The 13,986-nt window shown below is 47.2% G+C and carries 14 protein-coding genes and 1 riboswitch; all 14 genes read right to left on the reverse strand.

The genetic code is table 11. From position 1 onward, the window contains the following. Nucleotides 1–31: 31 nt before the first annotated feature. Complete coding sequence (cbiB, locus tag EDD74_RS05150) at nt 32–997, reverse strand: adenosylcobinamide-phosphate synthase CbiB (protein ID WP_116441361.1); 966 nt, start codon at nt 995–997, stop codon at nt 32–34. Further along, nucleotides 936–1,583, reverse strand: coding sequence for a histidine phosphatase family protein (locus EDD74_RS05155; RefSeq protein WP_116441360.1), 648 nt, complete (start codon nt 1,581–1,583; stop codon nt 936–938). The genes cbiB and EDD74_RS05155 overlap by 62 nt, the downstream gene beginning before the upstream one ends. A 76-nt stretch (nt 1,584–1,659) precedes the next feature. Continuing rightward, the gene (locus EDD74_RS05160) at nt 1,660–2,043 is read right to left on the reverse strand and encodes a bifunctional adenosylcobinamide kinase/adenosylcobinamide-phosphate guanylyltransferase (protein ID WP_116441359.1); all 384 of its coding nucleotides are present in this window, start codon (nt 2,041–2,043) and stop codon (nt 1,660–1,662) included. A 32-nt stretch (nt 2,044–2,075) separates the two neighbouring features. Beyond that, entirely contained in the window at nt 2,076–2,867 is a 792-nt protein-coding gene (locus tag EDD74_RS05165) for an adenosylcobinamide-GDP ribazoletransferase (RefSeq protein ID WP_008975072.1), read from the reverse strand. A 5-nt stretch (nt 2,868–2,872) separates the two neighbouring features. Continuing rightward, nucleotides 2,873–3,460 carry a bifunctional adenosylcobinamide kinase/adenosylcobinamide-phosphate guanylyltransferase gene (locus tag EDD74_RS05170; protein WP_116441358.1) on the reverse strand — a complete coding sequence of 196 codons (588 nt, stop codon included), beginning with the start codon at nt 3,458–3,460 and terminating at the stop codon, nt 2,873–2,875. Then, complete coding sequence (gene cobT / locus EDD74_RS05175) at nt 3,461–4,540, reverse strand: nicotinate-nucleotide--dimethylbenzimidazole phosphoribosyltransferase (RefSeq protein ID WP_116441357.1); 1,080 nt, start codon at nt 4,538–4,540, stop codon at nt 3,461–3,463. 3 nt (nt 4,541–4,543) lie between these two features. Next, nucleotides 4,544–5,926, reverse strand: a complete 1,383-nt coding sequence (locus EDD74_RS05180; RefSeq protein WP_116441415.1) for a cobyrinate a,c-diamide synthase — start codon at nt 5,924–5,926, stop codon at nt 4,544–4,546. Between the two features lie 15 nt (nt 5,927–5,941). Further along, the gene (gene cobK / locus EDD74_RS05185) at nt 5,942–7,981 is read right to left on the reverse strand and encodes a precorrin-6A reductase (protein WP_116441356.1); all 2,040 of its coding nucleotides are present in this window, start codon (nt 7,979–7,981) and stop codon (nt 5,942–5,944) included. Next, entirely contained in the window at nt 7,974–8,705 is a 732-nt protein-coding gene (gene cobJ / locus EDD74_RS05190; RefSeq protein WP_116441355.1) for a precorrin-3B C(17)-methyltransferase, read from the reverse strand. Before cobJ ends, cobK begins: the two co-directional genes overlap by 8 nt. After that, nucleotides 8,698–9,801 carry a cobalt-precorrin 5A hydrolase gene (locus tag EDD74_RS05195; RefSeq protein WP_116441354.1) on the reverse strand — a complete coding sequence of 368 codons (1,104 nt, stop codon included), beginning with the start codon at nt 9,799–9,801 and terminating at the stop codon, nt 8,698–8,700. The genes cobJ and EDD74_RS05195 overlap by 8 nt, the downstream gene beginning before the upstream one ends. A gap of 6 nt (nt 9,802–9,807) precedes the next feature. Continuing rightward, a complete protein-coding gene (cobM, locus tag EDD74_RS05200; RefSeq protein ID WP_116441353.1) occupies nt 9,808–10,596 on the reverse strand; it encodes a precorrin-4 C(11)-methyltransferase in 789 nt (262 codons plus the stop codon). Continuing rightward, nucleotides 10,593–11,285, reverse strand: coding sequence for a precorrin-2 C(20)-methyltransferase (gene cobI, locus EDD74_RS05205; protein ID WP_116441352.1), 693 nt, complete (start codon nt 11,283–11,285; stop codon nt 10,593–10,595). The genes cobM and cobI overlap by 4 nt, the downstream gene beginning before the upstream one ends. Beyond that, on the reverse strand, nt 11,282–12,424 hold the full coding sequence (cbiD, locus tag EDD74_RS05210; RefSeq protein ID WP_116441351.1) for a cobalt-precorrin-5B (C(1))-methyltransferase CbiD: 1,143 nt from the start codon (nt 12,422–12,424) through the stop codon (nt 11,282–11,284). Before cbiD ends, cobI begins: the two co-directional genes overlap by 4 nt. Before the next feature lie 170 nt (nt 12,425–12,594). Then, a riboswitch (cobalamin riboswitch) is annotated at nt 12,595–12,789 on the reverse strand. Between the two features lie 23 nt (nt 12,790–12,812). Beyond that, the gene (locus EDD74_RS05215) at nt 12,813–13,985 is read right to left on the reverse strand and encodes a SpoIIE family protein phosphatase (RefSeq protein WP_008975062.1); all 1,173 of its coding nucleotides are present in this window, start codon (nt 13,983–13,985) and stop codon (nt 12,813–12,815) included. Between the last annotated feature and the right edge of the window lies 1 nt (nt 13,986).

Here is a 13,986-nt window from a genome sequence, read left to right on the forward strand (position 1 = left end):
CTTGATACTTCCATCTCTTTTTCATGCTTTCTTACAGACAAATTCCTATATACAGCATAGTAAATGCAAGCACTGCGATCACCGCTGTTCCATACAACATCTGATTTGCCCTCCGGATATCTTCTGCCTCTATCTTTCGTTTGTCATCTCCGATTGTCGGCTTTTCATATAATTTTCCAAAATACCATGCATTTCCCGCAAGCTGCACTCCAAGCGCCCCTGCCATGACAGCCTCTGTCTGAGCAGAATTCGGGCTGGCATGATTTCTTCTGTCTCTTCTGTAAATCCGGATCGCATCTTTCCAGTGATGCCCTTCTACCGCCGCCGCTGCAACCATAAACCATGCAGACAGCCTTGCTGGAATATAGTTGACAAGATCATCCAGTTTGGCGGCGCAAGTTCCAAAATTTTTATATTTCTCATTTTTGTATCCAACCATAGAATCCATGGTATTGATTGCCTTATAAAAGTAAGCTCCCACACCTCCTGCAAGCATCATATAGAGCAGTGGCGCAATCACCCCATCGGAAGTATTTTCCGCAACTGTCTCTACCGCAGCTTTTGTGATTCCCTCCTCGGTAAGCGCGGCAGTATCTCGTCCCACAATCATCGAAACAGCCTTCCTCGCCCCCTCGACATCTTCTGCCTGTAATCGTTCATAGACCTTCATGCTTTCTGTTTTCAGAGATTTTGTCGCCAACATCTGCCAGCACATACACGATTCCAGGATAAATCCTGCTGCAGGATGCAAACGGTATGCGAGAAATAAAAGCCCTCCCGGAATCAGAACACACCCGCTCACAATGCAAAGTACAAGCACTCCTCCCGCCATCTGTTCCCCTCTTTTTGTCTTCGGGAACCACGCCCGCAGCCACTTCTCGCAGGCAGTGATGGCATTTCCGATCATACAGACCGGATGATACATCCATCTTGGATCACCAAGGCAAAGATCCATAAGAAAACCTGTCAGTACCGCAGGTAAGATCCAATTTCCCATTCTTTTCTAACTCCTTTTCTATATAAATAGAATATCCGCACAGATTTTTAACATGCCATTCATAAAACGACTTTTCAAACGCTGTGACGGTCTCCATCAAATTCATAATCACACCACCGTGTGTCACGACAGCGGCAGACTTTTTTTGCTGCTCTTGGCAGACAGAAATCACTTTCTTCCAGCCCAAAAGACACCGACTGCGAAACCCCTCCCTGCTTTCTCCACCGGGAAAAGGAATCGTTGCATTGCTGTCGATCCACCTCTGATAAGCTTCTGTTTTGGACAGTTCTTCTGCATTTTTGCCTTCAAAGATCCCAAAATCACACTCTCTTAATTCTTCTATAATATAAATATCCTGGTCGGGATATAAAATTTCTGCCGTCTCCACACAGCGCTTCAGCGGACTGGAAAACACAATCTCCGGCATCTCATACATACACTGTTCTGCCAGTTTTCTTCCTCTCTCACTAAGCGGTTCATCGGTGATCCCGATGTATCTGCGCTCCTCATTGCCCCTTGTCATTCCGTGGCGGACCAAATCGATCCGCATCGGTATTTTCTTCTGTTCTAAATTTCTTTCTTTCATATTTCTCCATCAATTTACAAGGAATCTATCACTGTTTCTATTTGTCGTCTTGTGCGATTTCTATTTCCCTTCCATCTTATTTTAGTACAACCGGAATTCCACAGACAACCCGAGTGACCTCGTCGGCATGCTCAGCCAGCTCTGTACAGATTCTTCCGGTCAGCTCCCGCCAACTGCGGTCAAATGGATCGATCGGCACAATTCCATAACCGAGTTCATTTGTCACAAGAACAACCTGGGGATTTTCCTGCAAAAGCTTTGGAATCAGCTGTTCTCTTACATACTGCTCCTTTCCTTCCTGCAGCAGCCTGCGCAAATATAGATGAAAATCTACCATTCCTTCGCAGGAAAAAATTTCTTCCTCAGGGCAAATCTCCCCGTTTGCCCATTTTTGAATAGAGTCATGTTCTTCCGCATAGGCACGCTTTCCCTGATAAGCTCCTCCAATCACTAATTTCATCTGCTCTGCCTCCTTTTATCTCTTCCATCGTTTTACCGGAAAATTCCTCCACCGATCACTGCCGACAACAGAATCCCCAGTTCACAGACTTGCAGAAACCATCCTGCCAGATCTCCGGTAATGCCGCCGAAATTTTTGACAGACATTTTATAATAGTAGAAAAATATCCCCCCGGCTGCCACAACAGCCAGAAGCCCTGAAAGTTTTCCGACCACAATCATCAGCACTGCAAGCATCACCAAATAGACGGCCATTGTATTTCGTACGATCTTCTTTTTTGCACGATCGGCAAACATCGCAGCAAGTCCGCTTCCTTTTGCCATCGGAAAAGTAACGATAGAAAGTCCGCTTAAGCTTCTTGACATCAAAAAACCAAGTCCGACTACCGGGATGAGCTCTGTCCGCAGACTCGTCATTGCACCACAAGTCAAAATCAGATAGACGGCACACGAAAGAATCGCAAATGCACCGGCATGAGAGTCTTTCAAAATTTCCAGCCGCCGCTCCTTTTCCTGCCATGAGCTGAGCGCATCACACGTATCCAGAAACCCATCCATATGAATCCCTCCGGTCACAAAGATCGGAAGCACTGTCAAAATTGCCGCATAAAACAATTCGTGATAATAGATTCCGCAACTTGCCAACCACTCTTTTGCATTCCACACTCCCGCAAAGAAAAGTCCGATCACTGCGCCGATCCATGGGAAGAAGCACATGACATACCGCATATTTTCCTCCGTCCAGTCGCTTTGTGGAACCGGAAGCTTTGAGTACATCGAGCATGCGATTTTAAAACTTTCATACAGTCTTTTTCCCTTTTCCATCTTCCCTATACTCCTTCTTCCTTCTTTGCTTTTAACTTCCACGGAATTCCATAGATAACTTCTATAACCTCATCTGCCTCTGCAGCCAGTACCTGATTGATCTTCGCCAACTGTTTTTGATACTGTATCGTATCGGGATCATAGACGATCCCATCAGAAAATACTTCATTTGTCACAAGGACCAGATGCGCTGCCTGCTTTTGGATCATATGGATTCCCTGAAGGATTTCTTCTACTGCCCGCTCCTTCGCCCCATCCTCAGAATACATTTCATTTGCCAGGAGGTTGGACATACATTCCAGAAGTACTACACATTCCTGTAGTCTTTCTCCAGTATCCCAGTGACCATCTGAATGTTTTCCATCTGTGCTTTCCGATGGCAAGCGTACTGCTTTCAAGTTTGTATAACATTCAATTGTCTCAAACTGCTTTTCTGCCCGCATTGCCCGATGTCTTGCAATTTTTTGCTTAGATTCTTCCCCGAAAGGATACATCGTCGCAATATAATACCGTTTTTTTCCAAGTTCCATTGCCAGCGCTTCCGCAAAAGCAGATTTTCCGCTTCCGCTTCCTCCGGTCACAATCTGAAACATCTACTTCAACTCCTTATAACTTTCTATCGAAATCTCCCCGAACGTACTCATCTTTTTGTAAACGTCCTCCGCCATCTGAAGCAACGGAAAAATCGCTACCGCTCCAGTTCCTTCTCCAAGACACATCTCACATGTGAGCAGTGGCTTCTTGCCCAGCGCTTCCAGTATCATCTGCATCGCCGGCTCCTTTGACAAATGTGAGGTTAGCATATATGACTTGACTTCCGGGCAAATAGTCGCTGCCAGAAGGGCTGCCGCTGCCGAGATAAATCCGTCGATGATCACCGGAATTTTCTTTGCCGCCCCTCCCAGAAAGACGCCTGCCATCCCTCCGAGATCAAATCCGCCCACTTTTGCAAGAACATCGATCCCATCTGTCCGGTCTGGTTGATGCAATTCCACTGCTTTTTTGATGACTTCCTGCTTTCGCTTCAGTGCCGCACTTGTCAGTCCTGCCCCTCTGCCTGTCATCTCTTCGACCGGCTTTTCTAACAGTACTGCTGCCACTGCGCTGCTTGTTGTCGTATTTCCGATCCCCATCTCTCCGGTGGCAAGAATCTCATATCCTTTCTCTGCGAGTTCCTCTGCCATACGGATTCCTGTTTCTATCGCACAGACTGCCTGTGCTCTTGTCATCGCCCACTCCCGCGCCATATTTTTCGTGCCGTATGCAATCTTTTCATTTCGCAGCTTCGTATCTCTTGCAATTCCAATATCCACCGGAAACAAGTCTGCCCCTGCCGCCTTACACATGATTGCCGCACTTGTGTCACCACTCAGGAAATTTTCCGCTACAACCGCAGTGACTTCCTGCCCGGTCTGGGAAATTCCTTCCTCCACGACCCCATTGTCGGCACACATGACAATAAGCGCTTTCTTCCCAAAATGTACCTCATCGCTTCCTGTCATTCCCGCCGTCTGAATCAGTACTTCCTCCAGCCTTCCAAGGCTGTGAAGGGGCTTTGCAATACTATCCCACCGCTTCTGACACTGCTCCATTGCCGCTGTATCCGGCGGACATATTTTTTTCATTGTTTCTTTCAGAAGTTTTCCTTCTGTCTGAAGGGACTGTGCTGACATCTCTTACCTCTTTCTTTCCTTGCATTTTTTAATAAAAAGTTCTGCGATCTGTGGATTTCCCCCATAATGAATATGTGGATACCCCGCCAGAATCCGCTCTTCTGCATGCATACATCTCCAGGATCGTTCACTGAGTGGTTTCACTGCGAGAAAATCGTCTCCACAGTTTGTAGAGTCAAAATAGTGAAATTCATGCGCGGTGATCGGATCTGTCTTTTCTCCGAACACAGTCCCTTCCGTCAGTGTCACATACCCAAACCTCGAAAGTTTTCCGGTATAAAAAGTATTTCCCGGAAAGATACCTACCATCGGATATTCCTTTCCTTCCATATCTTTCAAAGTCTCATGCAGATACATAAATCCTCCGCATTCTGCAATGCAGCACACGCCCTGCCGAATCGCCGCGCAAACCGCCGTCCGCATTGATACATTTGTGCTGAGCCTTTCCGCAAAAAGTTCCGGATACCCTCCATACAGCACAATTCCTTCCAGCTCTGGTGGCAGTTCGGCATCATGTATTGGTGAAAAGAAACAAACTTCTGCCCCTGCCCGACGAAGCGCTTCTAGATTTTCCTCATAGATAAAGCAGAATGCCTCATCTTTTGCCACCCCAATGCGGACTTTCTCTCTTTGCACAATGCTTTTTTCCCTTTTCCCCTGATCTCCTTTTCTTACAAGATCCTCTTTCTTCTCTGCCACAGGGATGTCCTCCGCCTGCGCTGCCAGTTTTAACAGTCCATCCAGATCAACCGTCTTTTCCATCTGTTCTCCCAACAGATGCATCTGCTCTTTCAACTCTTTGATCTCTTCCGGAAGTTTCAGACCCAGATGCCTGCTTTCCAGTTTGAATCCTTTCAGTTCCGGCACATATCCGTACACCTGAATTCCCAACTGCTCTTCCACCATCTTGCGAAGTCGCGGATACAGCATTGGGGATACCCGGTTGAAAATCACTCCCTCGATCTGATTGTCTGTTTGATAGGCAAGGAACCCCTGGATCAAGGCTGTGACTGATACACTCATTCCTTTTCCATCCACGATCAGCACCGCCGGTGTCTTCGTCCACTTTGCCACTTCAAACGCACTTGCGCGCGTGGAAATTCCTGCAATTCCGTCATAATACCCCATAACCCCTTCCAGAATTGCAATATCACAATCTACAGAAGTAAGTTCGCGACAGATCTGCTCCTGATTTAAAAAGAATCCATCCAGATTCCGGCTTTTCGCTCCAATAATCTTTGTATGAAACATCGGATCGATATAATCCGGTCCACATTTAAAGGAAGCCACCGCTTTTCCCCGTGCCTGCAATGCCTGTAAAATCCCACAGGTGATCAGTGTTTTTCCACTCCCGCTCGCAGGTGCTCCAAGCAGAAATCGTGGCATTTTTTCTCCTTTCATTTATCTTTCCTGCCTTTCTCCTCCAAATGAAATGACATAGACCGGATTTTGTCCCGTCATCATATGATATCTTCCGACTTCCCGTGCACGCGCTGTCTGAACAGAGACAACCTCTGCACCGGAAATCTCCTGCTCTTTCAGATAAGTAAGCGCCTCTGTGACGGTCTCTAAGGTAATTGCATTGATCACAACCCGGACTGCTTTATTTTTTTTGCGGACAATATCCAGAATTTCTTTGAGATTTCCCGAGGAACCTCCGATAAATACATGTGTCGGGGCGGGAAGATTTTCCAGTGCCTCCGGCGCTTTTCCGTGAACAATCTTCAAGTGATCTACAGCAAATGCCACTCGATTTTTCCCCAGAAGCGCTACTGCCTCTTCATTTTTCTCCACCGCATAAACGACACCATCGGGAGCCTGCAACGCCATTTCCACAGCAACCGATCCGGTTCCTGCACCCACATCATAGATCACAGCATCCTTCCAAAGCCTCAGCTTAGAAATGGAGATACTTCTAACCTCTTCTTTCGTCATCGGAACCTTTCCCCTGCAAAACTGCTCGTCCGGAATCCCGCAAACGACCTCACGCCGCTCTGCTCTCCGATTCCAGATTAGAAAAACTGCGAGCGAATCGGTTTCCAACTCACAGAATTCCCTCACATTTCCCTGAAAAATTCGCTCCTCCGGATAAGAAAGTCTCTCCCCAACTGCGATTTTGCAGTCTCCAAAGCCGTACGCTGTCAATCTCTTGCAAAGTTCTGCAATCTGATTCTTTCCTCCTGCCAGCGCAAAAACCATAGGATGTTCCCGTACACCGGAAACCAGCCCTTCCTCTCTCCCATGGACACTGATCGCCTTCACTTTTTCCCATGGGACATGCAGCTTCGCACAGAAATAGACAAGAGACGAAATTCCGGGGATCACGCGGATTTCCAAGTTCTCCTCCTGTTCTTTTACATGGCCAAGGAAATCCTTTGCTCCACTGAAAAAACCAACATCTCCAGAAAGTACAACCGCAACGTTTTCGTACTGTGGATGTTCTTTGATATATTCCAGTATTTCCTCCGCACGGTAGGCGCAGAAAATCTGCTGTCCTTCTTGTCTGACTGCCTCTGTCATCCGCTTCGCACCGATCAGAAGATCTGCCTCCCTGCATGTACGGCTGGCTTCCCCAGTCATCGTCTCAGCAGATCCCATCCCGATTCCCACAAGAGATACCCTTCGCCTTCTGCCTTTCTCCGACTGATCTCTCATTTCCTTTGTTCTTCCATCTGTTTCCTTTTGAAACTGTTTTTCCAGCATTTCTTTGCACTGCTCCAAAGAAAGCCCTTCTTCCTTCTTTGGTCTTCCTATGATCACAAGCGGAATTCCAAGCTGTTCTGCTGCCTGCTCCTTCTCTCGAAATCCACCTGCTGTTCCCGACTCTTTTGTCACGACATAAGCCGCATGACACTGTGCAAACATTGCTTCATTCAATGCTTCTGAAAACGGTCCTTGCATGCAGATTACATGTTTTCCACGGATTCCAAGCTTGGCACATACACCGATAATCTCCGGAGCCGGCAGAACTCGCGCGTAAACCCGCTCTTCATAGTCAGGAATCTCGGTAAATGCTCCAAGCTCCTTACTTCCAGTCGTCAAAAAGATATTTCCGGCTGTCCCACTTAAGTACCGGGCTGCCTCCGCAGCAGAATCTACATAGATGTTCTTTCCATATTTTTTATATTCTTCGGATTTTCTGACAACTCTGATATATGTTCTTCCACTTTTCTCACAAGCAGTTCGAATATTTTTTGTCACTTCCACCGCATAGGGATGAGTAGCGTCAATGACAACTTCCGGCCCCTTTTCTTCAAAAAGTTTCCTCATATCTTCCTGATCCAGTCTCCCGCGGTGTACTTCCAGCTGTGCATATTCTTCCAGAACAGATTCCCCGTATTCTGTTGCCACACAGATCATGGCTGGAATCTGTCTTTCCTCCAGAAATGCTGACAGTTTTCTTCCCTCGGTTGTGCCGGCAAATACTATCACCCTACACATTCCGATACCCTCTCGGTGTTACCATCATCTCTTCCAGTGACATCGTCTGTGAATTACCGATAAATACTGTTGTAAACATATCAACCTGCTCTTCCTTCAGCGCTTCTAACGACAGAACCTTCTTCTGTTCCCCGGCTCTTCCGATATTGACCACAGTTCCGCAGACAATGTCCGGACTCTGATACTCCAGCAAAATCTCACAGGCCCGCCGCAGATAATCTTTTCTCTTTTTGCTCGAAGGGTTGTAAAGACAAATGACAAAATCTGCCTCCGCTGCAGCCCGCAGCCGTCTTTCGATCTTCTCCCACGGCGTCAGAAGATCACTAAGACTGATTAGACAGAAATCATGCATCAGCGGCGCTCCAAGTACCGCTGCCCCTGCGGTAGCTGCCGTCACTCCCGGGATCACCTCCAACGCTACCTCGGGATAACGCGCACCCATCTCGTAAAGTAACCCCGACATGCCATAGACTCCTGCATCTCCGCTGCAGATCATTGCGACCGTCTTTCCTTCCATCGCCGTCTCAAATGCCATTTCGCATCGTTTGACTTCCTGCCGCATCGGGGTTGTCAAAAATTCTTTCTCTCCAAAATGTTCCCGGATCAGATCTATGTACACCGTGTAACCAACAATGACATCACATGTCTTTAATATCTCCGCAGCCCGGATTGTCATCTGTTCATAGTTTCCCGGTCCAATTCCAACAATATATAGTTTATGCAAAATGAATCCTCCATTCTCTCACAGCCAGTGCCGCTGTCACACCATCCACCGCTGTCTTTCTTTGTATCAATTTCCCTCCGTCACTTGCAAGAAGTGCACTTCTCTCGCACACGTTGTCTACTCCCGTTGTCTCTTTTACAAATGCAGAAGAAGTAAAACTTCCCTCCACATCGTTTAAAACTTCTGCCGGATAGACCGCAAACGGAATCCCTGATTCCCTGCACCACTCTAAAATGCCCTGCTCCCTCGCTTTCAAGTCAATACTCGCCACCCGGCTGATTGCTTTTTTGTGGATATCCGCTTCCTTACAAGCCTCATGCACACACCGATCGATCTTTTCCTTATCTGTCCCTCTCCGGCATCCAATTCCTACCGTCACTGCCTTGGGGATCAGCGATAATACTCCTTCTTCCCCGCATCTTTTAATTCCGATATAGATTCCCGGACGTGCTGGCTCTTCTGCAAAATCCTCGCAGCAGTAAAGTCCTTCCGGAAGAATCTCCGGCAATTCTTTCTCACAACATATCGGGATCTTTTTTCCCGCAAGCAATGCTGCGGAAATCTCTTTTGCCAGTTTCAGATCAGAAATCTCTAAATCATTTTCTTTTGCAAACAAGTCGACTGCAAACCGTTTCTTTCTGTCTGTCGCCGTCGTAATGACCGGAACTGCACCCACTGCATCTGCAATCCAGAGTGCCAATGCATTGGCACCCCCCAGATGCCCTGCAAGAATCGGAATACAAAACATACCTTCTTCATCCAAAACGATCACCGCTGGATCTTTCGCTTTATTTTCGATGAACGGCGCGATACTCCTCACCGCAATCCCGACAGCACCGACAAACACAATTCCATCCATCTGCCGCATCCATACTTGCACCTGCTCTTTTAGTTTCCCCAAAATGGCCGTTGCCCTCATTGTTTCTGGCACCTCTTCTTCCATGACATACCGGCTCTTCACATAACGAGAAACTTCATATGCGGTATTTTTTGCCAGTGTTTCTATTTGTCTTGCAAGCCGGGTACCCGCCTCGGTAAAACTGACGATCACAAGCCTTTTCTTTTTGCTTTCTATTTTTTTTTGCTGCTCTGTCAATGCTTTTTACTTTGTCCTTTCTCGCTCACTTGCTTCCTGACTTCTCCCCTCTCGAAATTCTGTCGTGAATTCCGGATGGTATAAATCCGATCTGCGATACTGTTGCGGCAAAATAACATCACCTACAATGATCAACGCCGTCTTCGTGATACCATGTTCCCTCGCGGTCTGTGCCAGACTTCCTACAGTACAAACATATTTCTCCTCGTCCGCCCATGTAGCTTTGTAGACGATCGCCGCGGGAGTATTCTCCTGATAACCTCCTGCAACCAGCCTCCGAGACAATTCTTCTAACATTCCAGTGCTTAAGAAAATGACCATCGTCGCCTGATGAGCTGCAAACGACTCAATCGACTCTTTTTCCGGTACTGGTGTCCGCCCTGCCATGCGAGTGATGACCACACTCTGAGAAATATCCGGCAGTGTGTATTCAAGATTCAGCGCCGACGCTGCACCGCAGAAAGAACTAACGCCCGGGCAGTAATCATAGACAATCCCTTTTTCATCCAGTGCATCCATCTGCTCCCGGATTGCCCCATACACACAAGGATCCCCTGTATGCAGGCGGACAATTTCACACCCTTTTTGATCGCCTTCTTCCATCACCGTCAGCACTTCCTCCAGTGTCATCTTTGCGCTGTTAAAGACTTCACATCCTTCTTTTTTCTCATCCAGCAACTCCGGATTGACTAGGGATCCTGCATAGATAATAATATCCGCCTCTCCAAGCAGCCGCTGTCCCCGGACAGTAATCAGATCTTTCGCCCCGGAGCCTGCCCCTACAAAATGTATCATAATTCCTTTTTCTCCTTTACAATGATCAGTGAATAGTAACCTGCATCTTCCGGGATTTCATCGATAGTACTATAAATTTTCTCTCCCGGCATCCCGCAATTTTCAATCATGACTGCCGTGGCATCTGCCTGCTTCAACAGTTCTTTGACATGTCCCATCTGTTTTCCTGCCTTCATCAATACTTTTGTCCCCGGAAGCTTCAATGCTTCCTCGATCTGATACGATGCAGGAATGATGTGCAGCATTTCTGATTTTTCCACCAGTCCCATATTCAGCCGCGCTGCCACTGCACAGAACGATGGAATTCCATTGACGATTTCCACAGGATAGCCTGCTTCTGCCACTCTATGGTGAACATAGAGGTAAGTTGAGTAGATCGTGACATCTCCCAGTGTCAAAAAGGCCACCTGCTTTCCTTCCCTTAAAAATATCTCAATAACCTCTGCCGCTTTCTGATGGCTCTCTTCTAAGCGCACCGGATCTTTCGTCATCGGCATCTTTACCGCAACCCTTGTTTTTTCTGTGATCTCCGGGAATACCGGGAGCACAATCTGATATGCCACACTTTTTTCTACATCTGTTCCGGGAACAATGATCACATCACTCTCCCGCATGATCCGCAGTGCCTTCAAAGTCAGAAGTTCTGCCTCTCCCGGTCCTACTCCAATTCCATATAATTTTCCTATCATTCCTCTATTGTCTCCTCATTTTCTGCAATCTTCTTTAAAAATGCTTCCGCGCACGCGGTCTCTCCAATCTTCCCTATCCCGCTGGAAAATACAATCGCGGCAGTTGGCAGTTCTCCTTTTGTCCGCCATTCGAGATAATGTTCCATCCGCGCCATCAGCTCTTTCATTACCGCGTCACGTTCTTCTCTGCCCAGAAGTTCCAAAGCCTCTTCCGTCGTCGTACAGTCCAGAATCTTCCGAACCACTGCAGGATCTATCCCTGCCCGAAGTCCTGCCGCCCCGAAAATTTCCATCCTTGCATCTGCACACCGGGAATGTGTGTTCATAATTCCCCCCGCCACTTTCACAAATTTACCAAGATGCGCCACAAATAATATCCCTTTTGCTCCAAACTGCGCTGCCAGATCAATCGTCTCCCCGACGAAATTGCTGCATTTGACTGCACGGTCCGGGCTGATCCCATAAGTTTCCTTCAGAAAATCTAACCCGTAATTTCCCGGTGCAGCCAAAAGCCAACCGTTCCCATTTGCCAGCTGCATCTGAATTTCCACACGGATCGTATCGATCAATGCCTGTTCACTCATCGGTTCCACAACCCCACTTGTCCCAAGCACGGAAATCCCACCTGTAATTCCAAGCTTAGGATTGAACGTCTTCTTTGCAAGCTGTTCTCCTTCCGGGATAGAAATGATGATCTCAAGTCCTCCTTCGTATCCATAACAGTCGCAGATCTCCTCTGCCTCTTTTCTGATCATCTGTCGCGGCACCTTATTGATAGCGGCAGCTCCTACCGGCTGGTCCAATCCTTTTTTGGTCACTCTCCCAACTCCGCGCCCTCCGTCAATTTTAATTTCCGTTCCATCTTTTCTTCTGACCGATGCATAGACAAATATGCCGTTTGTAATGTCCGGATCATCTCCGCTGTCCTTTCTGACGGCACAGCTGACACGCTCAATCTTTTCTCCCTGCCTTTTCATCTCAATCTCACAGACAAGAAGCGTCAGTTCCTTTCCTTTCGGTAGAACCACATCCACCGATGTTTTCTCTTCTCCGGAAAGCAACATCCATACTGCTGCTTTTGTCGCAGCCTGGGCGCATGTCCCTGTTGTATATCCTGCGCGAAGCCTTTTTTTCTCCATCTGTCCATCTCCTTTTCCAGTCTTCTAAAAACAAATGGCTCATCTCTCAACAATAAAAAGACAGCCTTTCGGCTGTCTTTTTATACACGGAAAAGAAATGCTTCCGCATCTCTCATAAAATCATTTTGTAAAATCATTCTAAGCTGTGTATACTCTTCTCCTCACCGAAAGATGTTACTTACCTATTGACCGATATCCTGACTTAGGACTAAAACCTACTTCCTGCCCTTCCCGCATCCGAAACTCATCCGAACACAGTGGTATGCAGGGTTCGTCATCCCTTACAGTAGAGTGAGCTGTTGCGGACTTTCACCGCATTCCCTGTTTCATTGGCATCTGCCAAAGTCAATATACGGTTATTCTACAAAGTTTTGAAAAACCTGTCAACTTAAAAATATTGGATCGTAACTGATTTCCCCATCTTTTCGGCAACTTCTTCCAGCTGTTCAACGAGATTCATGCGAATACTCAGATCAAATGGAAGGTTAGAATTCCGATGTGCCACATTCATTGCCTTTCCAACAAACAGATGAATCTCTGTGCATTCCTCAATCAGCATTTTGGCAAGTTTGGATGCTCCATTATTCTTGTCCAGCTCCTCAAAAAATGTGGCGTCAATCTCCTTCTTCACATATTTCTTCAAGAGCTTCAACGCCAATCCAAGCGTCAGTACTCCTTCTGTCACAAGGTCGATTCCTTCGATGAGCGCCATCGGCGGCACTTTCGGATCATAGTCTTTCAATGAAGTGTAAATTTCTTTGCCAAGCACCCTTGCTGTAATATTGGCGCTTGTCCCTCCGGATACCACCTTTTTTCCTTCCTGCTTCATGAACGACTTCACAACCCGCTCATCGTCCTCCTTATTCTCCGGCGGCCCGGTAAAAATATTGACAATCTGCCGCGGGATCACATGCATAACAGCAACTGTCGTATCGTCTCCCGGACGGTGCCCATAAAGTTCATCACAGGTATCTGCAAGCGAAACCGCCAATCTTGATGCGGAGATCTCCTCCGACAGGCAGCGGATTGCCGCCTTCGCCATACTGTCCCATGTCCAACCAAAATTCAGGAAATCTCCCGGACCTGCATAGAGCACCCCATCACTCATCAGAACAAAGTAGTCACCCAACTCTACCCGGAAACGATATTCATGGATTTGCTTTCCTTCTATATTCCGCTCCTCGTATGGATAAGACTGTACTTTATGATCCCGGATAAAAATACAGCTTGGATTGTCAAATTCCACCAGATATGCTTCTCCATTCCGAAAAATCTGGAGAATGCTAAATGTTGCATAGGCAACTTCCCTTACTTTACAGACCGGTAGCGTCTTTGCGATCGTCTCCACACAAGACTCGATCGTCGCCCCGTTAAACAACATTGTTCCAAGAATCTTTGAGGTCAGCGTAGCCAGAATATTCGCCTTGACACCGCTCCCCATACCATCTGCCAAAATCACAATATCCGAATCCGCAGTCTTTAATACTTCCACTTTATCCCCGCATAGCTCCTCGTGGTGCTTATTCAGGCTTTTCCACGCAACATCTACACTGATTCCCATG

The sequence above is a fragment of the Faecalimonas umbilicata genome (assembly GCF_004346095.1).
Classification (GTDB): domain Bacteria; phylum Bacillota; class Clostridia; order Lachnospirales; family Lachnospiraceae; genus Faecalimonas; species Faecalimonas umbilicata.

Coding starts and splice junctions, on each gene's coding strand:
- EDD74_RS05170 (WP_116441358.1), bottom strand. CDS start 3,460: ATGTTTCAGATTGTGACCGGAGGAAGCGGAAGCGGAAAATCTGCTTTT.
- cobT (WP_116441357.1), bottom strand. CDS start 4,540: ATGTCAGCACAGTCCCTTCAGACAGAAGGAAAACTTCTGAAAGAAACA.
- cbiD (WP_116441351.1), bottom strand. CDS start 12,424: ATGGAGAAAAAAAGGCTTCGCGCAGGATATACAACAGGGACATGCGCC.
- cobK (WP_116441356.1), bottom strand. CDS start 7,981: ATGTGTAGGGTGATAGTATTTGCCGGCACAACCGAGGGAAGAAAACTG.
- EDD74_RS05165 (WP_008975072.1), bottom strand. CDS start 2,867: ATGGAAAAGGGAAAAAGACTGTATGAAAGTTTTAAAATCGCATGCTCG.
- EDD74_RS05160 (WP_116441359.1), bottom strand. CDS start 2,043: ATGAAATTAGTGATTGGAGGAGCTTATCAGGGAAAGCGTGCCTATGCG.
- EDD74_RS05180 (WP_116441415.1), bottom strand. CDS start 5,926: ATGCCACGATTTCTGCTTGGAGCACCTGCGAGCGGGAGTGGAAAAACA.
- cbiB (WP_116441361.1), bottom strand. CDS start 997: ATGGGAAATTGGATCTTACCTGCGGTACTGACAGGTTTTCTTATGGAT.
- cobM (WP_116441353.1), bottom strand. CDS start 10,596: ATGATACATTTTGTAGGGGCAGGCTCCGGGGCGAAAGATCTGATTACT.
- EDD74_RS05215 (WP_008975062.1), bottom strand. CDS start 13,985: ATGGGAATCAGTGTAGATGTTGCGTGGAAAAGCCTGAATAAGCACCAC.
- EDD74_RS05155 (WP_116441360.1), bottom strand. CDS start 1,583: ATGAAAGAAAGAAATTTAGAACAGAAGAAAATACCGATGCGGATCGAT.
- cobI (WP_116441352.1), bottom strand. CDS start 11,285: ATGATAGGAAAATTATATGGAATTGGAGTAGGACCGGGAGAGGCAGAA.